The organism is Pseudomonas hefeiensis, from assembly GCF_030687835.1.
GTDB classification, from domain to species: domain Bacteria; phylum Pseudomonadota; class Gammaproteobacteria; order Pseudomonadales; family Pseudomonadaceae; genus Aquipseudomonas; species Aquipseudomonas hefeiensis.
Window position 1 is genome coordinate 4,645,170 of the sequence record NZ_CP117449.1, and the last position, 26,072, is coordinate 4,671,241.

At 59.2% G+C, this 26,072-nt stretch carries 25 protein-coding genes and 1 pseudogene; all 26 read right to left on the bottom strand.

Annotated elements, in window-relative coordinates; translation table 11 throughout:
* Window positions 1-33: 33 nt before the first annotated feature.
* A complete protein-coding gene (gene fliM, locus PSH57_RS20815; protein WP_305385241.1) occupies window positions 34-1,002 on the bottom strand; it encodes a flagellar motor switch protein FliM in 969 nt (322 codons plus the stop codon).
* Window positions 1,003-1,011: 9 nt separating this feature from the next.
* Window positions 1,012-1,515: a flagellar basal body-associated protein FliL gene (gene fliL, locus PSH57_RS20820; protein WP_305385243.1), complete on the bottom strand. Its 504-nt coding sequence runs from the start codon at window positions 1,513-1,515 to the stop codon at window positions 1,012-1,014.
* A gap of 226 nt (window positions 1,516-1,741) precedes the next feature.
* Window positions 1,742-3,106 (bottom strand): flagellar hook-length control protein FliK, encoded by a 1,365-nt coding sequence (locus PSH57_RS20825; protein WP_305385245.1) that lies wholly within the window; start codon window positions 3,104-3,106, stop codon window positions 1,742-1,744.
* Window positions 3,107-3,194: 88 nt separating this feature from the next.
* Window positions 3,195-3,539, bottom strand: coding sequence for an Hpt domain-containing protein (locus tag PSH57_RS20830; protein ID WP_092458410.1), 345 nt, complete (start codon window positions 3,537-3,539; stop codon window positions 3,195-3,197).
* A 31-nt stretch (window positions 3,540-3,570) separates the two neighbouring features.
* A complete protein-coding gene (locus PSH57_RS20835; RefSeq protein WP_305385247.1) occupies window positions 3,571-5,277 on the bottom strand; it encodes an ATP-binding SpoIIE family protein phosphatase in 1,707 nt (568 codons plus the stop codon).
* Window positions 5,278-5,382: 105 nt separating this feature from the next.
* A pseudogene (locus tag PSH57_RS20840) lies at window positions 5,383-5,682 on the bottom strand (STAS domain-containing protein); the annotation flags it as partial.
* A 102-nt stretch (window positions 5,683-5,784) separates the two neighbouring features.
* Window positions 5,785-6,234 carry a flagellar export protein FliJ gene (gene fliJ, locus PSH57_RS20845; protein WP_305385250.1) on the bottom strand — a complete coding sequence of 150 codons (450 nt, stop codon included), beginning with the start codon at window positions 6,232-6,234 and terminating at the stop codon, window positions 5,785-5,787.
* A gap of 6 nt (window positions 6,235-6,240) precedes the next feature.
* Window positions 6,241-7,599: a flagellar protein export ATPase FliI gene (gene fliI / locus PSH57_RS20850; protein WP_047226249.1), complete on the bottom strand. Its 1,359-nt coding sequence runs from the start codon at window positions 7,597-7,599 to the stop codon at window positions 6,241-6,243.
* Window positions 7,589-8,434 (bottom strand): flagellar assembly protein FliH, encoded by an 846-nt coding sequence (gene fliH, locus PSH57_RS20855; protein WP_305385252.1) that lies wholly within the window; start codon window positions 8,432-8,434, stop codon window positions 7,589-7,591. Before fliH ends, fliI begins: the two co-directional genes overlap by 11 nt.
* Window positions 8,435-8,441: 7 nt before the next feature.
* A complete protein-coding gene (gene fliG / locus PSH57_RS20860; RefSeq protein ID WP_003199086.1) occupies window positions 8,442-9,461 on the bottom strand; it encodes a flagellar motor switch protein FliG in 1,020 nt (339 codons plus the stop codon).
* On the bottom strand, window positions 9,454-11,238 hold the full coding sequence (gene fliF / locus PSH57_RS20865; protein WP_305385254.1) for a flagellar basal-body MS-ring/collar protein FliF: 1,785 nt from the start codon (window positions 11,236-11,238) through the stop codon (window positions 9,454-9,456). Before fliF ends, fliG begins: the two co-directional genes overlap by 8 nt.
* Before the next feature lie 15 nt (window positions 11,239-11,253).
* Window positions 11,254-11,580, bottom strand: coding sequence for a flagellar hook-basal body complex protein FliE (gene fliE / locus PSH57_RS20870; protein ID WP_256232214.1), 327 nt, complete (start codon window positions 11,578-11,580; stop codon window positions 11,254-11,256).
* A 221-nt stretch (window positions 11,581-11,801) separates the two neighbouring features.
* The gene (locus PSH57_RS20875; protein WP_305385257.1) at window positions 11,802-13,190 is read right to left on the bottom strand and encodes a sigma-54-dependent transcriptional regulator; all 1,389 of its coding nucleotides are present in this window, start codon (window positions 13,188-13,190) and stop codon (window positions 11,802-11,804) included.
* Between the two features lie 5 nt (window positions 13,191-13,195).
* Complete coding sequence (locus tag PSH57_RS20880; RefSeq protein WP_305416062.1) at window positions 13,196-14,404, bottom strand: sensor histidine kinase; 1,209 nt, start codon at window positions 14,402-14,404, stop codon at window positions 13,196-13,198.
* A 110-nt stretch (window positions 14,405-14,514) separates the two neighbouring features.
* Window positions 14,515-15,990 carry a sigma-54 dependent transcriptional regulator gene (locus PSH57_RS20885; RefSeq protein ID WP_305385259.1) on the bottom strand — a complete coding sequence of 492 codons (1,476 nt, stop codon included), beginning with the start codon at window positions 15,988-15,990 and terminating at the stop codon, window positions 14,515-14,517.
* A 169-nt stretch (window positions 15,991-16,159) separates the two neighbouring features.
* A complete protein-coding gene (fliT, locus tag PSH57_RS20890) occupies window positions 16,160-16,456 on the bottom strand; it encodes a flagellar protein FliT (RefSeq protein WP_305385261.1) in 297 nt (98 codons plus the stop codon).
* Window positions 16,457-16,467: 11 nt separating this feature from the next.
* Window positions 16,468-16,863: a flagellar export chaperone FliS gene (gene fliS / locus PSH57_RS20895; protein WP_256232208.1), complete on the bottom strand. Its 396-nt coding sequence runs from the start codon at window positions 16,861-16,863 to the stop codon at window positions 16,468-16,470.
* 132 nt (window positions 16,864-16,995) lie between these two features.
* Window positions 16,996-18,432, bottom strand: coding sequence for a flagellar filament capping protein FliD (gene fliD, locus PSH57_RS20900; protein ID WP_305385263.1), 1,437 nt, complete (start codon window positions 18,430-18,432; stop codon window positions 16,996-16,998).
* Between the two features lie 81 nt (window positions 18,433-18,513).
* Window positions 18,514-18,879 carry a flagellar protein FlaG gene (locus PSH57_RS20905; RefSeq protein ID WP_305385265.1) on the bottom strand — a complete coding sequence of 122 codons (366 nt, stop codon included), beginning with the start codon at window positions 18,877-18,879 and terminating at the stop codon, window positions 18,514-18,516.
* 72 nt (window positions 18,880-18,951) lie between these two features.
* Complete coding sequence (locus tag PSH57_RS20910) at window positions 18,952-19,803, bottom strand: flagellin domain-containing protein (protein WP_047226238.1); 852 nt, start codon at window positions 19,801-19,803, stop codon at window positions 18,952-18,954.
* Window positions 19,804-20,056: 253 nt separating this feature from the next.
* Window positions 20,057-20,326 carry a hypothetical protein gene (locus PSH57_RS20915; RefSeq protein ID WP_305385267.1) on the bottom strand — a complete coding sequence of 90 codons (270 nt, stop codon included), beginning with the start codon at window positions 20,324-20,326 and terminating at the stop codon, window positions 20,057-20,059.
* Window positions 20,323-21,615, bottom strand: coding sequence for a motility associated factor glycosyltransferase family protein (locus PSH57_RS20920; RefSeq protein ID WP_305385269.1), 1,293 nt, complete (start codon window positions 21,613-21,615; stop codon window positions 20,323-20,325). Before PSH57_RS20920 ends, PSH57_RS20915 begins: the two co-directional genes overlap by 4 nt.
* Window positions 21,616-21,699: 84 nt before the next feature.
* Complete coding sequence (locus PSH57_RS20925; protein ID WP_305385270.1) at window positions 21,700-22,626, bottom strand: ketoacyl-ACP synthase III; 927 nt, start codon at window positions 22,624-22,626, stop codon at window positions 21,700-21,702.
* Window positions 22,627-22,823: 197 nt separating this feature from the next.
* On the bottom strand, window positions 22,824-23,876 hold the full coding sequence (gene pseI / locus PSH57_RS20930; RefSeq protein WP_305385272.1) for a pseudaminic acid synthase: 1,053 nt from the start codon (window positions 23,874-23,876) through the stop codon (window positions 22,824-22,826).
* The gene (gene pseG / locus PSH57_RS20935; protein WP_305385273.1) at window positions 23,869-25,374 is read right to left on the bottom strand and encodes a UDP-2,4-diacetamido-2,4,6-trideoxy-beta-L-altropyranose hydrolase; all 1,506 of its coding nucleotides are present in this window, start codon (window positions 25,372-25,374) and stop codon (window positions 23,869-23,871) included. Before pseG ends, pseI begins: the two co-directional genes overlap by 8 nt.
* Window positions 25,371-26,072 (bottom strand): pseudaminic acid cytidylyltransferase, encoded by a 702-nt coding sequence (gene pseF, locus PSH57_RS20940; RefSeq protein WP_305385274.1) that lies wholly within the window; start codon window positions 26,070-26,072, stop codon window positions 25,371-25,373. Before pseF ends, pseG begins: the two co-directional genes overlap by 4 nt.

Consider the following 26,072-nt stretch of genomic DNA (forward strand, 5'->3'; position numbering starts at 1 on the left):
AAATCAGTTAAAAACGTAAGGGTTTGACACCGCTCAGCGGCGTTCGATCGGCTCGATCACTTGCAATGCCAGGTTGCCTTTGTGAGAGCCCATCTTGACCTTGAAGGCCGGTACACCGTTGGCGCGCATGATCATGTCTCCAGGCATCTCGACAGGGATAATGTCCCCCGGCTGCATATGCAAGATGTCCCGCAGGCGCAGCTGACGCCGGGCAACCGTCGCGCCGATCGGCACGTCGACATCCAGCACATCCTGACGCAAAGCATTGATCCAGCGCTCATCCTGATCGTCGAGGTCCGACTGGAAGCCGGCGTCGAGCATTTCCCGTACCGGCTCGATCATCGAGTACGGCATAGTCACGTGCAGATCGCCGCCACCGCCATCGAGTTCGATGTGGAAGGTCGAAACCACAATGGCTTCGCTCGGGCCGACGATGTTGGCCATGGCCGGGTTCACTTCAGAGTTGATGTACTCGAAGTTCACTTCCATGATCGCCTGCCAGGCCTCCTTCAGGTCGACGAAGGCCTGCTCCAGCACCATGCGCACTACCCGCAGCTCGGTCGGGGTGAATTCACGCCCTTCGATCTTGGCGTGACGACCGTCGCCGCCGAAGAAATTGTCCACCAGTTTGAACACCAGCTTGGCGTCGAGGATAAACAGCGCAGTGCCGCGCAACGGCTTGATCTTTACCAGGTTGAGGCTGGTGGGTACATACAGCGAGTGCACGTACTCACCAAATTTCATCACCTGCACACCACCGACGGCCACATCGGCCGAACGGCGCAGCATGTTGAACATGCTGATGCGGGTGTATCGGGCGAAACGCTCGTTGATCATTTCCAGGGTCGGCATCCGTCCGCGAACGATGCGATCCTGGCTGGTCAGGTCGTAGCTTTTGACGCTGCCCGGCTCAGCAGCGTTTTCGGTCTGCACCAGGCCATCGTCGACACCATGCAACAGCGCATCGATTTCATCCTGGGACAACAGGTCCTGCACGGCCATGTCGGGTTCCTACTGCAATACAAAGTTAGTAAAGAGCAACTGTTCGATCACCACTTTGCCGAGCTCTTTTTGAGCCACTTCCTGCACGCTGGCCGTGGCTTGCTGACGCAGCATTTCCTGGCCGACGGGCGTGGCCAGGGTGTCGAAATTCTGTCCGGAAAAGAGCATCACCAGGTTATTGCGGATCAGTGGCATATGTACCCGCAGCGCTTCCAGGTCAGCCTGGTTGCGGCCCAACAGGGTGATACTGACCTGCATGTAGCGTTGACGACCGTTCTGGGTGTAGTTGGTCACGAAAGCGGGCGCCATTGGCTCGAAAATCGCCGGCTGCTTGCCTACCGGCGCGGCTTCGACTGCCGCGGCCGGCTTGCTTTGAGCATTGTGCATGAAATACCAGGTGGCCCCCACGGAGACCCCAATGGCCAGGAGCAAGCCCACTACGATCAAGATGATCAGCTTGAGTTTGCCCTTGGTTGCCGGGTCTTTTACAGCTGCTGCTTCGCTCTTCGCCATGCCAATAATCCGTCACTAATCGGGTTTTTCACTGTTGCACGGCAAGGCTGGAGCAAGTGTTATGCCAGAAGTGTTTGGAGACGGGATGTGAGACGAATCTTCAGGGCGCCATAAACTAATGTGGGAGCGGGCTTGCTCGCGAAGGCGTAGTGTCAGTCGATATCATTGCCAACTGAGACCCCGCCTTCGCGAGCAAGCCCGCTCCCACAGGAGTTACTGCATTGAATCAGGCGTAGAAATCGACCGCACTGGTGCCGATCACGCTGGTGGCAGTGGCTGCTACTTCAGCAATGCTGGCTGGCAGGTCTTCCTCTACCGAATCCACCCGTCCACCAGACGATGTTGTGCGCCCAGCCTGGGCCTGTTGCTGCGCTTGCTGTTCCTGCCCTTGGGAACCACGGGATTGATCCGAGACGCTGACGTCGACCTGGCCCATGCCTTGTTGGGCAAAACTGTCGCGCAGGCGATGCATCTGGCCTTCGAGCGCTTCGCGAACGCCGGAATGAGCGCTCATGAACGTCACTTGTGTCTGCTGGTCCGGAACCATGTTCACCCGTATATCCAGGCGCCCGAGTTCGGCCGGCTGCAACTGGATATCGGCCGCCTTGAGGTTAACGCTCGACAGATACATCACCCGGTTGACCACCTCTTCGGTCCAGCCGCTCTGATTCATGGCGATAGGCTGGTTGACCGGTATCGCATTGGCGGTCTTTGGCGTGGCGGCCTGGGTTAGCGCTGCCAGACGGTTGGCGAAATCATCCACTCGGGTATCGCTGGAAGCGGCGGTCAGATCCTTGAGGCCCTCATTGATCAAGCCGCCAAATGCCTTGTCACCGCCCTGGCTGCCGGGGCCGGTACTGTTCTGATCAGCCTGCACGGTGAGCATGCTCGCCATGCCGGCGGCAAAGGTCTGGGCTGATGTCGGCTCACCGTCGAGCGATGCCGGGGCAGGTGTCTTGGACTGCGCCTGGCTGGCAGCAGAAACATGACCGCCCTGCTCCATCGCCAGGCGCAAGGCTGGCAATGCATCGAGCGGATCGGCGGCCGGATCGAATTCAGGATCGACCGCAGCCGCCGAAGCCTGGGCTGAAGCGGTCATTGGGACAACCGGATTCGTAGCGGCTTGAGGCACCGTCGCGACCACCACGGGCGCGGGTTCCGCCTCGGCTGCAGCGACCGGTATCACCCTATCCGGCAGCAACGCGGGATCCACTGTCGGATCGCCTGAATCAGCTTGCGCGACCGGGGTTTCAGTCGTGTCGGTGCTGTCGTCACTGGCCGCCTTATCATCAGCCGTTGCCGGTTTGTCGGCGGGCAAGGATTTGCCGCTATCGGCAACCGCCGGCTCGGGGGCGGCAGCCGTTTCGTTGCCGTCGTCCTTTTTGACGGTGTTATCTGAGGCCTTGTCGCGCCCCGGTTTAACCGATGGCTCGGGGGTCGCCGATGATTTGGCGGGCGCCTGACGGGCGAAGACCTGGGCGAAGCTGGAGGCTCTATCCCCGAACTCCGGGGCCGCTGCCGGTGAATTGACGGCGGCCTGAGGCTTGGCCTGAACGGTGGCCTGAAGCAGTGTATTGGGCGTTACGGGCATAAAAAGGTCTCCGCTGCACTGAAATCATAGGTACAGGCGAGACAGGACAATGCAAGGGCCGGGCCAATGTATCGGCTACGTTTGAATTTCAACAGTGGAAGCCTTCACGCTCTTCCCTGCATAGCTTTCGAACGTGAGCGAACTCACTATCAATTTCGCTGACCAGTTTCTCGATCCCGCCCAATGACGGCTGTTTGGCACGCTGCTCCAGCTCACCACACAGCTCTGCCAGGCGGATGGCGCCCATGTTGCTGCTGCTGCCCTTGAAGCTGTGGGCCGTGGCGCTAAGCTTCTCCGCGTCCCGAGCTTCATGCAGCACACGCAGGCGTGCTTCGGAATCGTTGAGAAAGGTATCCAGCAACTCCAGATACCCGTCCTCCATGACTTCCTTCAACGTACTCAGTACGTCGCGGTCCAGATGAATCTCACTCACTTGTTCGCTCCCTGATCAAGAATAGCGCCGATTATGCCAGAGCCTCCCAGAAAAACTCCACGTGCGCACTACGACCATCGTCGGACCAGCAGGCTTGATGACTCAACTGCCGCACCAGGCTGACGCCGCGCCCCGACAGCCGGTTACAGTCCAACGGGCGCGCCAGCACCCGGGCGACATCGAAGCCCTGGCCACTGTCTTGGACCTCAACGACCAGACGACCACCTTCACCGTGAGGCGTGACGTGAAAATGGACCCGCACATGCCCGGTATTCAATTCATCCAGGCGCCGATTGCGCTCGCTGTAATAACGGGCGAAGCCCGACGCATCACGCTTGATGCTCGAATCGAGCCCCAATACGCCATGCTCCAAAGCATTGGAGTAGAGCTCCGACAGCACGCTGTAAAGGGCGCCACTCTGGGCCCTGAGCCCATGAACCTCAAGCAACAACTGCAACAGGTACGGCATCGGGTTGAACCGCTTGAGCGTCTGCGCCCGGAACTCGAACGTCATCGACCAGTCCAGCGGACTGGACTGGCCGCTATCGGAATAGACCGGCGGCGGAGGGTTGAGTTGCGTCGGCGCGACCAAGCGCACCTCAATCATGCTGAAGTCATCCCGCGGTTCGCCGCGAAAATCCCGCAGGGCCTGCTGGATGTCTTCGAACAGACAATCGGGTTCTCGATTGGCCGCAAATACCTGTTGCAACCGCTCCACGCCAAACAGTTGCTCACTGTCGTCAGCGGTGTCGATCACACCGTCGGACAACAGGAACACTCGATCACCCAGCGACATGGCGTGCACTTCAGTGCGGTCATCGAATAGCTGGGGAGTGAGCACGCCCAACGGCAAGTGCCGCGCCGGCAAGGGCGTACGCACGCCGCTGAGGCTGTCATGCAGGTAGCCATCGGGCATGCCGCCGTTCCAGACCTCCACCGTGCAGCGCTGGAAACTCAGGCATAACAGCGTCGCGCAACAAAACATGTCCACCGGCAAGATACGCTTGAGCTTGGCATTCATCTCTCGCAGGATCTGCGCCAGGCCGTACCCTTTGGCGGTCATCCCGTAGAACACCTCCGCCAGCGGCATCGCACCCACCGCGGCCGGCAAACCGTGTCCGGTGAAATCCCCCAGCAGAATGTGCATGTCGCCCGCCGGGTTGAATGCGGCCAGCAGCAAATCACCGTTGAACAGGGCGTAGGGAGATTGCAGGTAACGTATGTTCGGCGCGCTCAGGCAGCCGGAATGGGCGATCTTGTCGAACACGGCCTTGGCGACGCGCTGCTCGTTGAGCAGGTAATCATGATGCCGGGAGATCTGGTCGCGCTGCTCCACGACGGTGGCCTGCAACCGACGCAAACGGTCCATGGCCTTGATCTTGGCGGCCAGAATGACCTGGTTGTAGGGCTTGGCCAGAAAATCGTCACCGCCGGCCTCCAGGCAACGGGCCAGCGCCTCACTTTCCGTCAACGAGGTGAGGAAAATGATCGGAACCAACTGCTCCCCGGCCAGTTGCTTGATCTTTTGCGCCGCCTCGAAACCATCCATCACTGGCATCATCGCATCCATGAGCACCAGGTGCGGACGCTGTTCGATATAGATCTCGACCGCCTCTGCACCATCGGCCGCAGTGAGGACGTGATGGCCCTGGCGACGAACAATGGTCGACAACAACAGTCGGTCAGCGGCGCTGTCTTCGGCGATCAGGACCGTCAGCGGCTCGAGGTCGGGCAACATGGCTATGGGTCAGGCTTTGCCTGGATGAAGCTTGTCCTGGGGATGACCTGCCAGTGGCTTGTCTTGCTCTGCGGCGTTGTCCTTCACGACGCCTTCTTTCGGGTAGATATCGAACAGCTTGTCGAAATTTGAGATCGCGAGGATTTTCTTGACGTCACTGTTGCTGTTCACGATCCGGATATCCGAATCTTCGCCACCGGCATAATCGCGCAACAGCAGGAGCATGCCCAAGGCGGAACTGTCGAGATAATTGACTTCTTTCAAGTCCACCACGATGGAGGAGGGTATCGTATTGAGCCGTTCGTAAGACTCACGAAACTCCTGATGCCGGCCAAAATCGAAACGACCCTTGATCGAAATCGTCAGCTTCTGCCCATTAGGTGATACTTCGGTAACGACTGACATGTTCGGCTTCCTTGTCATGGACATACGTGTACAAGGTTTAGCACCTGGTAGAAGTCTGAGCAAGGTTTTGGATCACTTACCCACAAAATCCCGCGCCTATGATCAATATGGATCATGACGCGGCAGGCGCTGGGATAATTCATCCAGCAATTTTTGTTCACGCCGGTCCTCCAATCGCCGCGCTTCGTCGATGTAACGCTGTACGAGTTTGCGCAGCCCTTCGACGCGAGCGAAGGCTTCTTGCCAACTCTGACGGGCCTTTTCCAGGTTGTTCTGGTGCCAGACCAGACTCTGACGCTGCTGGTCGATGGCAGTGCCCAATTGCGCAAGAAAGCCCTGGTAACCCAGCAACCATTGACCCGAAACTCCGTGACTGCCACGGGCGATCCACTGCTCCTGATATTCGAGACGGAAGTTTTCCAGGTCCGCCAGTTTGCTCTCGGCGACTGCCACCTGCCCCTGGAAATACGCCAACCGCTGGACGGCGGTTTTTTCGGCTTTTTCCGCCATCTCCACCACGGGCGCCAGACGCGCCGCACGACTCGTGGCCATGGCCGGTTACCCGCCAGCGACCGGAGTGAAGATGCTCTGCAGGTGCGCTTCGCTGGCGCCCATGCCGATGTTGTCGTTCAGGCTCTGGCGCAGGTAAACCGCCATTGCCGGATAGAGATTGATGGCCGTATCGGTCTCGCGGTCACCGCCGGGCACGTAGGCACCGACACTGATCAGATCGCGGCTTTGCTGATAGCGCGACCAGTATTGCTTGAACTGTTGGGCCCGCTTGAGGTGCTCGGCACTGATGACCGACGGCATGACCCGGCTAATGGACGCCTCGATGTCGATGGCCGGATAGTGCCCCTCTTCGGCCAGACGCCGGGACAACACGATGTGACCGTCGAGCACGCCACGGGCCGAGTCGGCAATGGGATCCTGCTGGTCGTCGCCTTCGGACAGCACGGTATAGAACGCAGTGATCGAACCGCCGCCCTTCTCCGCATTACCCGCGCGCTCAACCAGCTTGGGTAACTTGGCAAATACCGAGGGAGGATAGCCCTTGGTGGCCGGTGGCTCGCCGATAGCCAGGGCGATTTCCCGCTGGGCCTGGGCGAAACGGGTCAACGAGTCCATCAGCAGCAGGACATTCTTGCCCTTGTCGCGGAAATACTCGGCGATTCGCGTGCAGTACATGGCGGCCCGCAGACGCATCAACGGCGCATCATCGGCCGGCGAAGCCACGACCACTGAGCGCTTGAGGCCCTCTTCGCCAAGGATGTGCTCGATGAACTCCTTCACCTCGCGACCCCGTTCGCCGATCAGCCCCACCACGATAATGTCCGCCTCGGTGAAACGGGTCATCATGCCCAGCAGCACACTCTTACCCACCCCCGTACCGGCAAACAGGCCCAGACGCTGACCGCGCCCGACCGTCAACAAACCGTTGATGCAACGGATGCCCACGTCCAACGGTACGCTGATGGGGTCGCGCTTGAGGGGGTTGATCGTCGGGCCGTCCATCGGCACCCAGTCCTCGGCCTTCATGCCGCCCTTGCCATCCAGGGCACGCCCGGCGCCGTCCAGCACCCGTCCAAGCATGCTCATGCCCATGGGCAGCCGACCGGTATCGGCCAAAGGCACCACCCGCGCACCAGGCGCAATGCCGGCGACGCTGCCCACCGGCATCAGAAAGACCTTGCTGCCGGAAAAGCCCATGACTTCGGCCTCGACCTGAACCGGGTGATAACTGTCGTCGTTGATCACCATGCAGCGACTACCCATGGCGGCACGCAGGCCCTCGGCTTCGAGGGTCAGGCCGACCATGCGCAGCAAGCGCCCTTCCAGGATTGGCTGTCCGGCCAGCTCAGTGGCCTCGGCGTAGCTACCCAGACGCTTGCCAAAGCTGGTTCGCTCAAGGCGCATCGCGGCCGTCCAGTTCAGGGGTATTGAGTTCAGGGGTATCCGATTCTGCGGCGTCCGGATCAATATGGGTGACGACCTGGGGCTCATCTGGCAATTCCAGGCTCAGGTCGGCAGCGGCCGGGTGCAGCGCCTGTTCGTGCAATTGGTCGAAGAGCTTGGCCATGATCTGGCTGATGCGGGTTTCGATGGTCGCATCAATGCGGCTGTGCTCGGTTTCCACACGGCAACCGCCAGGCAGCAGGGCTTCGTCCTCGACGATGCGCCAGGTTTCCTCATGACGCTCCCGCAGTGCCTTGACCAGTTCGAAATCCTGAGGATTGATGTACAACCGCACATTGCCCACGCCCAGCGGCAAAAGCTTGAGGGCTTCGCGCATGACGTGTTCGATCTGACTCGAATCAACGGCCAGTTCACGCTGGATCACTTGTCGGGTGATGTGCTGCACCAGCCCCACCAGGGATTTTTCGATCTGAGTGTCCTGTTCGGCGATGGGCTCGAACAGGTTGAGCATCAGCGATTCCAGCGCGCGGAGCTTGGCTGTCAGCGCTACGTCGGCTTCCTGGCGAACCTTGAGCGTGGTGCTATGGAAGCCTTCTTTTTCGCCAATGGCGAAGCCTTCGTTGTAGGCCTCCTGACGAATGCTTTCGACTTCTTCGAGAGTCAGTGGCTGGACTTCTTCCAGCGGCACCTCCTCCATTTCCGGCAGTTCTTCCTCAGGCTCCGGTTCTGGCTCGGGCACGTGGGGGTCGAAGCTGGGCAGCGACCAGACGTCAAAACCACCGACGTCCCGAGCGCGGATCAGGTCGCTGGGTGAATCATCACTCTTGGCAGACATAACGACCTTAGATCATCTCTTCGCCGCCCTTGCCACCGAGCACAATCTCTCCGGCTTCGGCCATACGGCGGGCGATGGTGAGGATTTCCTTTTGTGCGGTTTCCACGTCGCTGACACGTACCGGGCCCTTGGCCTCGAGATCGTCGCGCAACAGTTCGGCCGCTCGTTTGGACATGTTCTTGAAGATTTTTTCCTTGACGCCTTCGTCCGACCCCTTGAGGGCCAGTACCAGGACGTCGGAGGACACTTCGCGCAACAGTGCCTGGATGCCACGGTCGTCGACATCGGACAGGTTGTTGAACACGAACATGAGGTCTTCGATCTGACCGGACAGGTCTTCGTCGAACTCGCGGATCGAGTCCATGAGCTGACCTTCGATCGAACTGTCGAGGAAGTTCATGATGTCCGCCGCGCGCTTGATGCCACCCAGGGTGGTGCGCGAAGCATTGGAGTTGCCCGAGAACTGCTTCTCGAGAATCTGGTTCAATTCTTTCAGGGCCGCCGGCTGCACGGTATTGAGCGACGACACCCGCAGGATGATGTCCAGGCGCACCTTATGGTCGAAGTTGCCCAGCACTTCACCGGCCTGATCCGGGTCGAGGTAAGCCACCACGATCGCCTGGATCTGCGGGTGCTCGTAACGAATCACGTCAGCCACCGCGCGCGGCTCCATCCACTTGAGGCTGTCCAGGCCGCTGGTATTGCCGCCCAGCAGAATCCGGTCGATCAGGCCATTGGCCTTGTCCTCGCCCAGGGCCTGGGTGAGCATTTTGCGCACGTAATCGTCGGATCCGACGCCCAGGCTGGTCTGGTCGCCGACGATGTCGACGAACTCGCTCATCACCTGTTCGACTTGTTCACGGTGCACGTTGCCCATCTGCGCCATGGCCACGCCCACACGCTGGACCTCCTTGGGGCCCATGTGACGCAACACTTGTGCGGCGTCGGTCGACCCCAGGGACAGCAGCAAAATCGCGGCTTTGTCGACCCGGGACAGTTTGGCAACAGCGGCTCGATTATCACTCATCTGCGTTAATCCACTCTTTCACGACCTGGGCCACACGACCCGGGTCTTCTGCCACCAGACTCTTGATAGCGTTCAACTGAGCGTCATAGCCTTCGCTCGGGCTTGGCAGCAGAATGCTCTGCGGCCCGCCGAGGCTGACGCGATCATTGGCCAATTCGCCATCCAGGCCGCCCATGCCTCCCAGCTCTACATCACCCAAGCCAGCCAACTGCTTGCTCTTGCCGCCACCGGTGATGTTGTTGAGCACCGGACGCAGCACGCCGAACACCAGTATCAGGATGAACAGCACACCCAATACTTGCTTGACCACATCCCAGAACCAGGGTTGCGAATAAAACGGAATGTCGGCGATTTCTTCGCCGCGCTCTTGGGAGAACGGTACGTTGATCACGCTCACGCTATCGCCACGGCTGGCGTCGAAACCCACGGCGTCCTGCACCAGGCGAGTGAAGCGCGCCAATTCGTCGGCGCTCCACGGGGCACGGCTGGTTTCGCCATTGGCCGGGTTGATCTTGACCTGATCGTCCACCACCACCGCGACCGACAGGCGATTCAAACGGCCCTGCTGTTGCTTGGTGTGGCTGATGGAACGATCAAGCTCGAAGTTCTTGGTCGATTGTTGACGCTTGTCGGCCGGGTACGGCGCGAGCATGGGCTGACCGGTGGCCGGATCCATAATCTGCTGGCCGTTGGCATCGATCAGCGGTTGGCCCGGTTGCACCATGCCTGCCGCCGCAGCAGCGCCCCCCGCGACTTGCGGAGCAGCAGCCGGCGACGGTGGCTGGTTGCTAAGCGCACCAGGCACACCTTGCGGGCCATTGCTGGCGGTGCGTTGCTCGTTTACCGACTGCTCGCTGCGCAACGCCGGTTGATCGGGGTTGAACTGTTCGGACGTCGACTCAACGGAACTGAAATCCACATCGGCCGACACCTCGGCCTTGTAGCGGTCGTTACCCAGAATCGGTTGCAGGATGTTGTGCACCCGCTGGGTCAGCATGCCTTCCATGCGACGGCTGTAATCGAATTGCTTGCCGGCCATGGTCAGCGCAGAGTTCTCTGCCTGATCGGACAACAGGTTGCCTTTCTGGTCGACCACAGTGATCTGGGATTTGCTCAACTCGGGAACACTGGTCGCCACCAGATTGACGATGGCCACAACCTGGCCCGGCTCCAGGGAGCGGCCGGAATACAGTTCTACCAGTACCGAAGCACTCGGCTTGCGCTCATCGCGCACAAACACCGAGCTTTTTGGAATCGCCAGGTGCACACGGGCACCCTTGACGTTGTTCAGGCTGGCAATGGTACGCGCCAATTCGCCTTCAAGGCCGCGACGATAACGGGTCGCCTCCATGAACTGGCTGGTACCCAGGCCCTGATCCTTGTCGAGGATCTCGAAACCTATATTGCCGTCGCTGGGCGTTACGCCGGCAGCGGCGAGCTTGAGGCGCGCACGAGCAACGTCATCGGCCTTGACCAGCAAGGCGCCGGAATTGGGTTCGACGGTATAAGGAATGTCGGCGGCAGCCAGGGTCTCCATGACTTGCTTGGCGTCCATACCCTCCAGGCTGCCGTACAAAGGACGGTAGTCCGGCTGCTGGGACCACAGCACCACGGCAAACCCGATCGCCACGCTCGCAGCCAGACCGACCAACAGGCCCACCTGACGCAGCATGGTCATCTCGGAGAGGTTTTCCAGGAAGGACAGACCGAACAGCGGCGGTTTGCCGTCGGGCGGGGTGGCCTTGGCCGGAACGTTATCTACGACTGCTTCTGCCATGACTCAATAATTTCCTTAGACCGGCATCTGCATGATGTCTTGGTAGGCTTGAACCAGTTTGTTGCGTACCTGGGTCAACGCCTGAAACGAGACACTGGCTTTCTGCGAAGAGATCATCACGTCCGTCAGATCGACGCCACTTTTGCCAATCTCGAAAGCACTGGCCAATTGACTCGATGCCTGCTGGGTATCGTTCACTTTATTGACGGCTTGACCGAGCATGTCGGAAAAACTGCTGCCGCCCACTTCCGGGACCGCGACCGACTTAGGCTGTGCCATGGCGTCCATTTGCATGGCCCGCATGTCCAGCATCAACCGATTAAATTCAATACCTTGGCTCATGGTCTACTCTCTCTGGCGGCCCGCATTTTTTTGACACTTACTCAGCGGGTACACAGGTATTAGCAACAAGGGTGCCAGCTCCGTGGCCGCAGGAAACAAATGCGCACACAAGTGGGAGCGGGCTTGCTCGCAAAGGCGGTGGTTCAGTCAATGCAACGGAGACTGGCAAATCGCTTTCGCGAGCAAGCCCGCTCCCACAAAGGATATTCGGTGCACACCACTCAACTGGCGAACAGATAGGCCTCGACGTCCATGCCGGCATCACGCATTTGCGCCAGTTTGTAACGCAGGGTGCGCGGGCTGATCCCCAGGCGCTCAGCCGCTTCCTTGCGCCGGCCACGTTCGGCCCGCAGGGTATCGATGATCATCTGGAATTCACGACGACGCAGGTCGTCTCCCAAAGCACCGGCCGATTCGCCCTCCACTTCTACCGGAGGGGCGAATGCCGGGACCGCTGACACTGCCGGCAATGGCGCGCAGGCCACCGGGCCGCTCAGGCAGAAATCTTCCGGCTGGATCAAACCGCCCTGCTGCAGAATCAATGCCCGCTGAATGGCGTTATCCAGCTCCCGTACATTGCCAGGCCAACGGTAGGCAATCAGAAAAGCCTGGGCTTCGGGGGACAGCCTGGCCGCCGCGTGCTTCATTTTATTGACGTGTTTGTTCAGCAGACGCTCGGCCAGCGGCAGGATATCGGCGGTGCGCTCGCGCAACGGCCGCCAAGCCAGCGGAAATACTGACAGGCGGTAGTAAAGGTCTTCGCGAAAACGCCCTGCGGCCACTTCGCCGGCCAGGTCGCGGTTAGTGGTCGCCACCACGCGGATATCCAGACTGATAGGCTTGCGCGCACCGACCCGCTCCACTTCCCGCTCCTGCAACACGCGCAATAGCTTGGCTTGCAGGCCCAAGGGCATTTCGGAAATTTCATCGAGCAAAATGGTGCCACGATCGGCTTGCTCGAACTTGCCGGCCTGGGCCGAGATGGCGCCAGTGAACGAACCCTTTTCATGGCCGAACAGCGTCGCCTCAAGCATATTGTCGGGAATCGCCGCACAGTTGATGGCGATAAACGGCTCGCTGGCGCGCCGGGATTGCTGGTGAATGTAGCGCGCCAGCACCTCCTTGCCAGTGCCGGATTCGCCGGAAATCAACACAGTCGAGTCGCTACGAGCCACCCGCGCGGCCAACTCCAGCAACTGCGCGCTGGCCGGCTCAATCGCCACCGGGCCCTCACCCTCGACGGCAGGGCTGCCCAGGGCATGACGAGCCACCAGATCCAAAAGCGCTTTAGGCTCGAACGGCTTGACCAGATAATCCGCAGCCCCCTGGCGCATGGCATCCACCGCGCGCTCGACGGCACCGTGGGCCGTCATCAGCAGGACCGGCAATTGAGGTTGGCGGGCGCGCAACAGACCAAGCAGTTGATGGCCATCCATGCCCGGCATGTTGACGTCACTGACCACCAGGCCGAAGGTCTCTTGCGCCACGGCCAGCAAGGCATCTTCGGCCGAACCGACGGCGGTGTAATCGTGCCCGGCCAGCACCAGCGTATCGGCCAGCGCCTCGCGCAGGGCCCAGTCATCCTCAACCAGTAAGACCTTGATCGCCATGACCTTCACTCCACTCCCGGCGCACTGGAAAATAACGGCAAAAGCACCAGTGCACAGGTGCCACGCCCCAGACGCGAGCGCAGTTGCAATTCTCCCTGATGGGCACGAGCCACTGCCTTGACTACGGTCAGGCCCAGGCCCGTGCCTGTGGTTTTGGTCGTAAAGAAGGGTTCGCCCAAACGCGTCAGCACGCCAGGCTCGATGCCGCTACCACTGTCACTGACACATAAACGCAAGGTATCGCCCCGTGTGTACAAGTGCACTTTCAACCGGACATCGCCGCCACTGGCCTGGATCGCGTTTTCAATAAGATTCAACACCGCGCCTACCAGGGTGTCGCGGTTACACAACACTTCGCCAGCATGACTGTCGCATTGCCAGCGAATCGGCAGGTCCTGCACATGGGTCAATGCAGCAGCTTGCAAGGATTGCAGCAAGGCCTTGGGGGTAACGCGATCGGTAAGTGGCAACTCGCCACGAGCGAACACCAGCATGTCGCGCACCTGATGTTCCAGCTCGTGCAAACGCTCTTTCAGGCGCCCGGCGAAGCGCTGCTGGGTTTCCATCGGTAACTGCTGCTCGGTCAGATGACTGGCGTACAGCAGGGCGGCCGACAGCGGCGTACGAATCTGATGAGCCAGCGAGGCGACCATCCGCCCCAGAGACGACAGGCGTTCATGGCGAGCCAATTGATCTTGCAGGTGACGGGTTTCAGTCAGATCGTTGAGTAACACCAGTTGCCCAGGCTCGGCATCCAGCGAACGAGTAGAGATGGAGAGGCGTCGACCGTCCTTGAGGGATACTTCATGGCCGTCGTCTTCACGCGGGGCGAAGCAGCGGGCAATGACGTGCCGCCACAACTCGCCTTCCAATGGCAGGCCGAGCAGCTCACAAGCCGCCGGATTGGCTTCGCGCACACGCCCATGAGCATCAATGACGATAACGCCACCGGGCAACAGATCGAGGAGATTTTGCAGCCGATTGGCCAGGCGCTCCTTTTCCGCCAGTTCCTGCATGCGCTGGGCGCTGACCACTGCCAACTCGCCCTTGAGCTCGGTGACACGGGCTTCGAGCAGGCTGTAGGAATCGGTCAACTGGCTGGACATCTGGCTGAACAGCGAAAAGGCCTGCTCAAGTCCAAGCCGGCTTGCCTGCTCGGCGGACGGCATGAGCCCCGACTCGGGGACAGGGGACATCTGGGCGGCTTGGGTCATCGTGCTCTCTCGCTTGGCTGACCGTCAGTTAAACGGAACGTTGCGAGGGATGTAGCAATACCCGTGCCGAAAAAAAACCGCCTGAAAATCAGACGGTTGAAAAACAGGCGTCAATCATCCGCCTGTTCATCTCCTTCGCGACGGCTCATGCCGTACTTGCGCATCTTCTCCACCAGGGTCGTACGACGGATGCGCAGGCGTTCGGCGGCGCGGGCCACGATACCGTTGGCATCGTCCAGGGCCTGCTGGATAAGACCCTGTTCCAGGCCTCCCAGATAATCCTTGAGATCAAGGCCTTCTGGCGGCAGCAGGGCATGGGCGGTGAAGTCTGGCGTATGGCCGTTGATCGCCACCCGCTCTTCCAGATCGCTGCGCAGGCTATCGACCATTTGCTCGTCTTCATCGTCGACATAGCGGAATTTCTTCGGCAACTCGACCACGCCGATCACCCCGTAGGGATGCATGATCGCCATGCGCTCGACCAGGTTGGCCAGCTCACGAACGTTACCCGGCCAGCCGTGACGGCACAGGGACATGATTGCCGCCGAGTTGAAACGGATCGAACCGCGCTTTTCGTGCTCCATGCGCGAAATCAGTTCGTTCATCAGCAGCGGGATGTCTTCGACCCGCTCACGCAGCGGCGCCATTTCAATCGGGAATACATTGAGGCGGTAATAGAGGTCTTCGCGGAAACTGCCCACCTCGATCATGCTCTCGAGGTTCTTGTGGGTCGCGGCAATGATTCGCACATCGACGCTCTGGGTCTTGTTGCTGCCCACACGCTCGAAGGTGCGCTCTTGCAAGACTCGCAGCAACTTGACCTGCATCGGCAATGGCATATCACCGATTTCATCGAGAAACAGCGTACCGCCGTTGGCCAGTTCGAACCGCCCGGCCCGGCTGGTGATGGCGCCGGTGAAGGCGCCCTTCTCGTGCCCGAACAGCTCGCTTTCCAGCAACTCGGCCGGAATCGCGCCACAGTTGACCGGCACGAACGGCGCTTCGCGACGCTTGGAGTGGTAGTGCAGGTTACGCGCTACCACTTCCTTGCCGGTGCCCGACTCACCCAGGATCAACACACTGGCGTCCGTATCGGCGACCTGCTGCATCATCTGACGCACATGCTGGATCGCCCGGCTGGTGCCGACAAGGCTACGGAAAAGGTTGGGTTCACGATGCCGGCCGCGCTCGCGAGCCTGGTCGTACATTTCGCGATAAACCTGGGCGCGATGCAGCGAATCGAGCAATTTGCTGTAGCTGGGCGGCATTTCCAACGTGGAAAGCACCCGGCGGCGCTGATCTTCAGGCAAGTCAACGGAAGAATTTTCGCCCATTAACAAAACCGGAAGGAACTCATCCCAGGTTGAGAGTGTCTTTAGCAAGCCCAAAAGCGTTGCGGGCGCATTTACCGTCCCGATAAGGACGCAAATGACTTCACGACTGGACGACAAAGAGCCGACGGCCTGCTGCCAGTCATGGCTTCCGCAGGGTAAATTTTCTTCGCCAAGAAAATTTAAGATCACCGCCAAATCACGGCGGCGGACGCTATCGTCATCGATCAGGAGAATTTTGGTTTCACGCCACATGCAATAGCAACTTCCCTAGTCAACTCAATGCCCGGAATTAGGGGGCAAGCTAGACGCTTGCAGACTTGTCATGCCTGTAGACGCCTGAAATCTGTAAACAGCCACTAGTTAAGTCAAAAAACCGTGCACAGTCAAATTTATGGCGCACTTTGTTCAGATTAACTGAGCGTTAACCGAACAGATGGTAAACCTTTGCCGCGTTCTGCGCTTGATGGATCTGCGACATCTCGTCGACGATCGCCTGACGCTCACCCGTCGCCGCCTCCAGCAATTGCCGGTAGACCCCCAGCAACTCCTCAAGATTGCTCCGCAACGCCGCCTCGTCTACCTCAGGCTCGCTCAGAACGTCTTCCATGCAGGAACGGCAAGCCAGGTCCAATTGACCGATTGCCTCCCAGTTGCGCTCGGCCAGGGCACCGACCAGGGCATCACGGGTTTGTTCGATTCGCTGCAGGACAAGATTCATGAGCGTGCTCCTTAGAATTGCGGACCCGGTACAGCGATGGCATCCCAACCTTCCTTGACCGTGCTCAGCAGATCGGCGACTTCGTCGAGGATCTTTGGATCGGTCTTGGCATTGGCTTCGGCCAGGCGCTTCATCATGTAGGTATAGAGGCTATCCAGCTCGGTGACCGACTCGGCCTGGTTTTCCAGGTCCAGCCCTTCACGCAAACCGCCAACAATGCCGATGGCCTTGCTGATCAGTACGCCTTTGTTGGCGATATCCTTACGCTCCATCGCACCCTTGGCCTGGGCAATGCGATCCAGCCCGCCTTCCATCAGCATCTGCACCAGACGATGGGGACTTGCTTCGGAGGTTTGCGCCTGGGCGCCAATCTTCTGGTATTGGCGAAGGGCTAACATCGGATTCATGTTCTACCTCATCAAAAAAACTTCGGTTCGTATAAACAGCGTATCGACGCCGCGTCAAAAAACTTTAGATCGAAAAAGCCGAAAGCCCGGAGCGTCCTGAGACGCTACCGGGCTTTTGTGTATCAACCGGAATCAGCTGTTTTTCTGCTGTGCCGTCATGGCTTCGAACATGGAGGTGATGTTATTGGCGGTGGCTTTCAGCTTGCCGACCAGGGTGTCCATGTCGTTGTACTTTTTGGTCAGCACTGCAGTGAGGGTTTCGATTCGGCGATCAAGGGCCAACTGATCTTCGCTCAGCTTCGCCTTGAGAACTTCCAGGTTCTTGGATCGAGCCGTCAGGATGTTATCCACGGTCTTCCCGTTGGAGTCCTTCTTACTGGTCTCCGTGTAGGGATTGAGTGCATTCTGCATGCGCTCGATCAGGCCATTCTCCCCGGTGAACAGGGTCTGGATTTCTCCACCCAACTGCTTTTCGTTCACGGCAGTTGCGAACTTTGTACTGTCAAAATCCAGGGCGCCAGTCGTCTGGTTGGTGGTAATCCCCAGCTGGGACAACACGGTCAGCTTATCGCCAGCACCGGTTTCGGACAAAGGCGCGCGAATAGCCGCCAAAAGCGAACGAGGCAATGAGTCGCCGGTCAATGCTGCCGGAACCGAGTTACCCTCGGCATCTGTCGATGGCTTGGTCAGGGAAGTCACGGCCTTCGCGATCGCGTTATAAGCATCGACAAATTTCTGGATCGAAGCTTTCAGACCGTCGGTGTTGGCAGCAACGGTGACGGTCGTCGGGCCGGTATCGGCAACGACTAACGTCATACTCAAGCCTGAGACCACGTTATCCAACTTGTTGGTCGGACTGGTCATCTCCAGGCCGTCGACGCTGAACTTGGCATCCTGTGCGAACACCAGAGAACCTGAAGAAGTCGCGGTGGGGGGTGAAGCCATCGCTACAGAGCCGTCAGCCGCAAGACTGGCAACACCGCTGAGGGAAATATCGTTACCCGCACCAGTTTTAGTCGAGCCCACCACAAGACGTGAACCAAAACTGTCGGTCACGATGTTGGCAGTCAGGCCGCTGGAGGAGTATTTGCTGTTGATAGCGTCCCGAACCGACTGCAGCGTCGAATCAGCAGGTATATCAAGGGTGTAATCCGTACCGCCCTGACTGATGGTCAGCGTACCGGTCTCCACCGCACTGGAAGCACCACCTGCAAAAGCCGCCGTGGCAACTTTTGAGGAGGTTGCCAGTTGAGCGACTTCGACCGAGTAGATACCACTTACCGCCGAGTTCCCGGCTGTCACCGTCAGCGCACTGGTATTGGCCGAAGTAGCGGAAACACCGGTGAATTGAGGCGTGGTCGTGCTGCCCAGGCTTTCAAGTGCGGACTGAAAGGTAGCCAACAGTGACTTCAGGGTGCCGATCCCCGAAATATTGGCCGTATTGGTCTTGGTGGCACGGTCAATCTGACCTTGCTTGGCTGCTTTGTCAGAATCCACCAATGCCTTGACGATAGCACCGGTATCAAGGCCAGAGCCTAAACCCAAGCCAGGTAGAATTGGACTTGCCATGTGGGACTCCCTTCAGTGTGCCGTCGGTCTTTTGACGTTTAAAACGTCAAAAGAACCAAACAACAAAATTCGTGCCAGCTGTCAGGCTTGTGCGCTGAACAACAGGCTGCTTGCATCATTCAAACTGTTCGCCAGTTTAAGCACTTCTTCATTAGGGATCTGGCGAATCACTTCACCGGAGCCACTGGCAATCACTTTGACGACCACTTTGCCTGAAGGCTCATCGATTGAGAACTCCAGGTTGCGCTTGACCGACTGAACGAAGGTTTCGATTTCCTGAACCGCCTTCTTCAGTTTCTCCTGCTCGGTCTCGACATCTTTGGGCTCGTTCTTGACCGGTACCACGGTGGCAGCATCGGCTCGAGGCTTCTCCACTGGCTTTTCGGCAATTGTCGTCGCCGGCTTCGCAGCTGGATAAGACAAGTTCAGCTTCACGCTCATATCCATGCCCATCACCTCTTGAACGGAAAAAGCGAGAGAGTACGCAAGCGCACTCCCCCGCTAAAACTCATCCAGCTATTACTGAAGCAGCTTCAGTACAGCGGATGGCAACTGGTTGGCCTGGGCCAGAACCGAAGTGGAAGCCTGTTGCAGAGTCTGCTGCTTGGTCAGCTGGGCAGTTTCAGCAGCGAAGTCGGTGTCTTGTACGCGACCCAGTGCAGCGGCGGCGTTTTCGTTAACGTTCTGCAGGTTGGAGATGGTGCTGGTCAGACGGTTTTGTGCAGCACCGAGGTCAGCACGGCTGGAGTTGATGGTTGCCAGAGCAGCGTCGATTGCATCGATTGCAGCAGCGGTGCTGGCTTCGGCCGTGGCGCTGTCGTTACCGGTAATGGCGATGGCAGCAGAGTCAACGCTCAAGGTTGCAGCGTCGAAGCCGCTATCCAGGGTCAGAGTGATCTGGTTGGTAGCACCAGTGTTGGAACCGACCTGGAAAGTCATGGTGCCAGCGGAACCGTCGATCAGGTTCTTGCCGTTCAGGTTGGTCGACTCGGCGATACGGGTCAGTTCGTCCGACATCTGAGCAAATTCTTTGTTCAGAGCGTCACGGTCAGCAGTACCGTTGGAGTCGTTTCGAGCCTGGACAGCCAGTTCACGCATACGCTGCAGGATGTTGGTGGATTCCTGCAGAGCGCCTTCAGCGGTCTGAGCGATGGAGATACCGTCGTTGGCGTTTTTGATTGCAACAGTCTGACCGCGAATTTGCGAAGTCATACGGGTAGCGATCTGCAGGCCGGCGGCGTCATCTTTGGCGCTGTTGATTTTCAGGCCGGAAGACAGACGAGTCATCGAAGTGGAGAGAGCATCGGAAGCCCGGTTCAGGTTCTTCTGAACGTTCAACGATGTGACGTTGGTGTTTACTGTTAAAGCCATGACGAATTCCTCGTTGGTTGGGTACTGCGGCTTCCGGCCCTGGCAACCGCCGGGTGTGGCCTAGAGAACCTTCGTAATAGTTATCGTCGTAATCGGAACTTGCTTTAGCGGTTTTTTCAAATAATTTGCCATCAGGGTGCCACCCCTCGTAAATCAAGGACTTGGCAGCGCTCAGAAGGTAAAAAAATGACGTCAGGGAATTGCCGGAGCCGCTATTCGTCCAGACAGCGGTCCTAGCGGAGGGGAAAAAGACTTAAACCGCCTGACCAGCGGTCAATAGCTCAACCAGCTCGTACTCAAGATAATCCGCCAGCGAAAGCCAGTTCTGAGCCTGCTGATCGTTGAACATCAAGCCAAGCAAACCGCCCCACGATGACTGGACATCGCCTGGCATAAGCTCGACAAAAGGCTGGGCCGCCTCGACCACTGCAACCATCGCCAGCCCCGCCTCGACATCGCGGCCAAGACGAAACAGCCGAGCACACCCGCGCGCGTCTTCGATGACCACCTCAAGGCTGCTCATCGCACAAACTCCGGATGAAAAGCAGTGCCCACGATCATCGCTCCATCTCGACTGCTGTTATAAAAGCGCACCTGAGGGTGCCTGGCGACAAATCGCTCCAGCTCACACAAATAGCTACGGAAGTTGAGCTGAGTCTTGATGCGCTGGCCATGGCCATCAAGCACCCAATGCCTGGATGCGTCCAACTGTGGTCCCAAATCGCCGTCGCCCCAACCCGCATGGGTCTTGTCATGGGGAAAGGCGAAATCGGCTCCGAACAAAGTGACCTGCGCTGCGCCCATCCTGACGGCCAGGTCCACGGCCGGATGAATCACGCTGCCACCTACGTACAGCTCGCCCCGAGGCAGTTGCTGGCGCATTTGATGATAGACAGGGCTGGTGGAATAACCGGCATAACGCCGCCCCTGCCAGGCTTCAATCACCGATGGATCCGCCATGGGCAGGTAAACCAGTGCAATGGCACCGGTGTCTTCGGGCGGAAGGTGGCGCGCCGAAATGCGTTGATCAATGCTGACCACGATATCCGGTCGGATGCCCTGGGTGATCAAGGGCCGATAGGCCGTATCTACACAGATCAATAGCGGCCGCTCGGCTTGGCTATTCAAGCCGCGCAGTCTCTCGAAATGTTGCTCAAGGCTGGGACCGGTGGCAACGACGAACGCCTCACGCCCCTTGAACGCGCCGAAGAGCTCGGCAACATCGCGGTCGTCCCGCACGAGATTGAATGTCGATTGCAGCCGCTCGACGATCTCGGGGGCTTGGGAATCGAACTCCCTATTAGTGAAGTCCAGATGAATTTCGCTGATCAGGCGATCACGAATCTTGGCACTGTAATCATCGGCCAGTACCAGCTCGGCGGGGAGCGCGAAGAATGGCAATTGGATTTCCGCCAGATCGCCCGCGTAGAGCAACACCACCCTGGGATCGGCAAGCCATGGCATCTGATCCAGTACCTGCAGCACCAGGGCAAACACCGCGCCGTTGAGAACATGAACATACAACCGCTCGAGCCCTGCCCGCTCCAGCAAGCGGTTTTGCAGGTCACCCAACCCGGTGCCGTAGACATGCACCATGGTGGCATCCTGCGGCAGACTGGCCGCTTGCAGATCAGCTTCGGCGAGACGGTCATGCCGGCTGGTCAGCTGGATGCCGTTGATGCTCAGGGTCGACCCCAGGCCCTCCACCAGATCGGCCTGCAACTCACCGGCATTCTCCAGCAGCAACCGCTGGGCCACGGCCGGCCAGCGTTGCTCGATCACCTGGAAATTGCGCTCAAAGAACTCGCTCATGGCGTCTCGCTTTTCCATCAGGCAAAAAAATAGCGTTCAAGGTTACACCTAGAACGCTATTTTTTGTGCCCGGGCTTTAACGGCTCAAGGACGATAAATGATCGCCGAGCCCCAGGACAGACCCACGCCAAAACCACTTAACGCCACGCGCTTCCAGTCGGAATCGAGCACGTGCTTTTCCAGCAGCAATGGAATGCTCGACGACACGGTGTTCCCGGTTTCGACCATATCCTTGATGAACTTCTCCGGCTCGCCTTCGAAACGCCGCGCCACCGCATCGACAATCGCCGCACTGCCCTGGTGAATGCAGAACGCATCGATGTCGCTGGCTTGCAGATCGGAATCAGCCAGCAACTCATGCAAATGAGCCGGAACCTTGATCAAGGCGAAATTGAACACCTGACGACCGTTCATGAAAAACACACCGTCGCTGACCTTCAGGTGCGGCGCACCGGAGCCGTCGGTGCCGAACTTGGCCTTGCCCAGTTGCCAGGGTGCATCCTCGCCCATCCACGTAGCAGTCGCGGCATCACCGAACAGCATCGTCGTGTTGCGATCTTCCGGGTCGACGATTTTCGAATACGGGTCTGCGGTTATCAGCAGGCCATTCTTCAGGCCGGCGGCTTCCATGAAGCCCTTGATGGCGTAGATGCCATAGACATAACCCGAGCAGCCCAGGGAGATATCAAACGCTGCGACAGTGGTCGGCAAGCCGAGCTTGTCCTGAACAATGGCCGCCGTGTGAGGCAAGCCTTCTTCGTCGCCGTTCTGGGTAACGACGATCAATACATCGACAGATTCACGTTTCAGGCTGGGATTGTTGGCAAACAGCGCATTGGCCGCTTCTACACACAGGTCCGAGGTTTCCTGCCCGTCATCCTTGCGCGGCAAGAAGGCGGAACCAATCTTGCCCAGGATGAACTCTTCATCCTTGTCGAACTTCGCACCTTGTGCGTAATTATCCACGCCGGCTACAGGAACGTAGCTCGCAATGCCTTTTATGCCAATCATTACGGCTTCCCAATTAAAAACAGCCCAATACCACCGCTCGCAAGGATTCGAGGGGCGCCGACAAACGGGAAGTGTAAAGGGCTATCACTGGGCCTGATAAGGGCCAGGCGCCATCTTCCCGGTCAATACAATACAGTGAAGATGCGCGTTATGACTCACAGGTCACGCGATTTTGCTGATTAAGCTCGATCACAAAGCTATTCAACCAGCGCCCAGGCCAGGGGAGTACCCCGCGCGATCGCCTGGCGAGCGCATCGGCCCATCACCGACTCCGCATGCTTGGGAGCCAGCCCCAGGCCCGGGCGAATGGCTCGCAGGTTCTGCGGTGTAAACGCATCACCAGGGTTCATGTCTTGCGTCACGTACAGCGAACGACGATAGACCAGCGACTTGCGCTCAGCCTCCGTCACGCCATAGTGCACCTGCCCCAGCGCCTGCCAGGCGCGCTCGGTTTCGATCACCAGCGCCGCGAGTTCAGCCGGTTCCAGCGAGAAACTGGCGTCCACTCCGCCGGCGGCGCGGTCAAGAGTGAAATGTTTTTCCACCACGGTCGCGCCCAACGCCACGGCGGCGACAGACACCCCGACGCCCATGGAATGGTCCGACAAGCCCACCTCACAGCCGAACAATTCTCGTAAATGAGCGATGGTGCGCACGTTGCTGTTGACCGGCGTGGCCGGATAGGTGCTGGTGCATTTGAGCAGCACCAGATCCTTGCAGCCGGCCTGGCGGGCGGCACGCACGGTTTCGTCGAGCTCTGCGATGCTTGCCATGCCGGTGGAAATGATTAACGGCTTGCCGGTGGCGGCGACCCGACGGATCAGCGGCAGGTCCGTGTTTTCGAAACTGGCGATCTTGTAGGCCGGCACATCCAGACTCTCGAGGAAATCCACGGCTGTCTCGTCAAACGGTGTCGAGAACGCCAGCATGCCCAGCGCCTTTGCCCGGGCGAAAATCGGCGCGTGCCATTCCCACGGTGTATGGGCCTTTTCGTACAAGTCATAAAGCGAGGTCCCAGCCCACAGGCTGTTGGGGTCCTTGATGAAGAAATCACCCTCGCTCAAATCCAGCGTCATGGTATCGGCGGTGTAGGTTTGAAGCTTCAAGGCGTGGGCACCGGCCCGGGCGGCGGCCTCGACGATCTGCAACGCCACCTCCAGGGACTGGTTATGGTTGCCGCTCATCTCGGCAATGATGAACGGTGGCACCTGCGCCCCGATGCTGCGGTGGCCGATCTTGAAACTACTCATGGGGGTGATCCTTCAATACACGCGTAAACACGCAGGTACTTTGAATAAAACCGGCCTGCCGAAACAGGTTCAGGGATGCTTGGTTGCCGGGCAGTATTTGCGCGGTGAGAGTCCGCAGTTGAGGCCAATGGGCGCTGACAAAGGCTTCGCCATGGGCCAGCAGCGCCCTGCCCCAACCCAGCCCCAGGCGACTTTCGAACAGATAAATCGACACCAGCGCGTCGGTGCCTTGCAAGTCATAACGTAAGGCGCCCACGGGCCCGTCCGTGGTTTCACCGACCAGCAACAGGCGTTGTGCGTTGACCAGACTTGCTTGTAGCCATTGGCAATGGCGGTCCCAGTCAATGATCGACGTATCCAGCGATACGCGGCGTACGGCCTCGGCGTTACGACCGTCAAAAAGCAGCTGGGCGTCGGCTTGCGTGGCCGGGCGAACCTGCAGCAAGGCACCGGCCAGCGTCGCGGCGACCCTTTTTGCGCCCAAACCATCGACCAATTGCCGTGAGCGCTGGGCCAAACTACAGCGCAAGCCCTGATTGTCCGCGACGAACCCGATGGCCTGGCGCAACTGCTCGACGCTGACCGCCTCCCGAGGTCCGAGATAAACGTGTGCGCCGAACGTCGCCATCACTTCGCCATTGGCCTGCTGATTATTCGACACCGCAATGCATATCGTAGGCAGGCCCATGGCGGCGCGCTCCCAACTGGTACCTCCACCGGCGCCGACGAACAAATCCGCCTCGAACATGAGCTGATGAAAGTTGCGCACGAAACTGTGCAACCGCCAGCGCGGCCGACTCGCCACCATCGCCTGCATCTGGGCCCAGGCCGGATTGTCGGCACCGGCTACAAAATCGACGTCAAGATCATGAAAATCCGCCAGCGCCCGCATGGCGTGATGGGTTTGCATCGCAGCGTCAAACCCGCCGAAGTTAACCAGTACCCGCCTGGCCTTGGGTTTTGGCTCAATCGCCCGCCCACAAAACTCATCACGCAACAATGCGTACCGCGGCCCGAGCAGTGTCTGGCAATGCTCTGGTAATAACCCTGCGTAGGCGGCCCGGGTACCGGACAGGTTCTGATTGAGCAGTAGATCGACGCTATAGGTACGTGTTGCCAAGTCGTCCAGGGCCATGATCCGGGGCGCAAAGCGCCGTGCGGCGGTTTGCCAATGATGGTCCAGGCCGTAATGGTCGACGATGATCCAGTCGAAACGCTGCTGACCGCTCAAGGCCTGTTCCAACGCAGTGATATCCGCCTGCCAGGGCAGCAAAGACTCGATCGCCTGCTGCGGGTCCTCGCCGGGATAAAGATCCGGCAAGGCAAATGTTTCGAAGCCCTCGGTTGCCAATGCCTGTAATCGATGCCCTGACAGCGAACGACAGGCAAACGCGACGTGCGCCCCCTGCCCGCGCAACACGCGAGCCAACGTCAGGCAACGAGCAATGTGCCCGCTGCCAATGGTTGGCGAAGCGTCCGCGCGAATCAGCACCCTCATTGCAGCTCCCCGCCTGCTTTCAAGGCGGCGTAGAGGTATTCGGCCCGCTTCCAGTCTTCAGGGGTATCGATGTCCTGCACCAGATGGCGGGGCAGGATCACCGGTAGGCTGTTGGGGGAAAACAGCACGTCACCCCGCAACCAGGCCTCCCGACGCCCCCAGTAGAATTGGCCCGCGTCCTGAAACGCTTCGGGCAGGTCCTGGGATCGGCTGTCGCGAAACTGCGGATAGAGCGGCGTCAGCGCGCCCTGCTCATCCAGGGTCAAGGCCCGCTGTACAGGAAAACCGAAACCGGTCACGGAAAACGCGAACGACTTGTCAGGGTGCTCGCGCAGCAACTCAAATCCATCACGCAGGAACCGCGCCTGCAACAGCGGCGCGGTGGCATAGATACAACAGGCAACATCGAACGACCGCTCGTGCAACTCGCCCAACGCATGGGCGATCACCGCTGCCGTCCCGGTGAAATCATCAGCCAGCGCGGCCGGACGCATGAACGGTACCTGCGCGCCATGAACCTGCGCCAGCTCGGCGATTTCTTCGTCATCGGTGCTGACAATCACCTCATCGAACAACCGCGACGCCAGGGCCGTGCGAATCGAGTGGACAATAATGGGCACGTCAGCGAACAGCTTCAGGTTCTTGCGAGCAATCCGCTTGCTGCCGCCCCGGGCGGGAATGATCGCGATGGCGTTCAC

Coding starts and splice junctions, on each gene's coding strand:
- fliM (WP_305385241.1), bottom strand. CDS start 1,002: ATGGCCGTGCAGGACCTGTTGTCCCAGGATGAAATCGATGCGCTGTTG.
- fliL (WP_305385243.1), bottom strand. CDS start 1,515: ATGGCGAAGAGCGAAGCAGCAGCTGTAAAAGACCCGGCAACCAAGGGC.
- PSH57_RS20825 (WP_305385245.1), bottom strand. CDS start 3,106: ATGCCCGTAACGCCCAATACACTGCTTCAGGCCACCGTTCAGGCCAAG.
- PSH57_RS20835 (WP_305385247.1), bottom strand. CDS start 5,277: ATGTTGCCCGACCTCGAGCCGCTGACGGTCCTGATCGCCGAAGACAGC.
- fliJ (WP_305385250.1), bottom strand. CDS start 6,234: ATGGCCACGAGTCGTGCGGCGCGTCTGGCGCCCGTGGTGGAGATGGCG.
- fliI (WP_047226249.1), bottom strand. CDS start 7,599: ATGCGCCTTGAGCGAACCAGCTTTGGCAAGCGTCTGGGTAGCTACGCC.
- fliH (WP_305385252.1), bottom strand. CDS start 8,434: ATGTCTGCCAAGAGTGATGATTCACCCAGCGACCTGATCCGCGCTCGG.
- fliG (WP_003199086.1), bottom strand. CDS start 9,461: ATGAGTGATAATCGAGCCGCTGTTGCCAAACTGTCCCGGGTCGACAAA.
- fliF (WP_305385254.1), bottom strand. CDS start 11,238: ATGGCAGAAGCAGTCGTAGATAACGTTCCGGCCAAGGCCACCCCGCCC.
- fliE (WP_256232214.1), bottom strand. CDS start 11,580: ATGAGCCAAGGTATTGAATTTAATCGGTTGATGCTGGACATGCGGGCC.
- PSH57_RS20875 (WP_305385257.1), bottom strand. CDS start 13,190: ATGGCGATCAAGGTCTTACTGGTTGAGGATGACTGGGCCCTGCGCGAG.
- PSH57_RS20880 (WP_305416062.1), bottom strand. CDS start 14,404: ATGACCCAAGCCGCCCAGATGTCCCCTGTCCCCGAGTCGGGGCTCATG.
- PSH57_RS20885 (WP_305385259.1), bottom strand. CDS start 15,990: ATGTGGCGTGAAACCAAAATTCTCCTGATCGATGACGATAGCGTCCGC.
- fliT (WP_305385261.1), bottom strand. CDS start 16,456: ATGAATCTTGTCCTGCAGCGAATCGAACAAACCCGTGATGCCCTGGTC.
- fliS (WP_256232208.1), bottom strand. CDS start 16,863: ATGAATCCGATGTTAGCCCTTCGCCAATACCAGAAGATTGGCGCCCAG.
- fliD (WP_305385263.1), bottom strand. CDS start 18,432: ATGGCAAGTCCAATTCTACCTGGCTTGGGTTTAGGCTCTGGCCTTGAT.
- PSH57_RS20905 (WP_305385265.1), bottom strand. CDS start 18,879: ATGGATATGAGCGTGAAGCTGAACTTGTCTTATCCAGCTGCGAAGCCG.
- PSH57_RS20910 (WP_047226238.1), bottom strand. CDS start 19,803: ATGGCTTTAACAGTAAACACCAACGTCACATCGTTGAACGTTCAGAAG.
- PSH57_RS20915 (WP_305385267.1), bottom strand. CDS start 20,326: ATGAGCAGCCTTGAGGTGGTCATCGAAGACGCGCGCGGGTGTGCTCGG.
- PSH57_RS20920 (WP_305385269.1), bottom strand. CDS start 21,615: ATGAGCGAGTTCTTTGAGCGCAATTTCCAGGTGATCGAGCAACGCTGG.
- PSH57_RS20925 (WP_305385270.1), bottom strand. CDS start 22,626: ATGATTGGCATAAAAGGCATTGCGAGCTACGTTCCTGTAGCCGGCGTG.
- pseI (WP_305385272.1), bottom strand. CDS start 23,876: ATGAGTAGTTTCAAGATCGGCCACCGCAGCATCGGGGCGCAGGTGCCA.
- pseG (WP_305385273.1), bottom strand. CDS start 25,374: ATGAGGGTGCTGATTCGCGCGGACGCTTCGCCAACCATTGGCAGCGGG.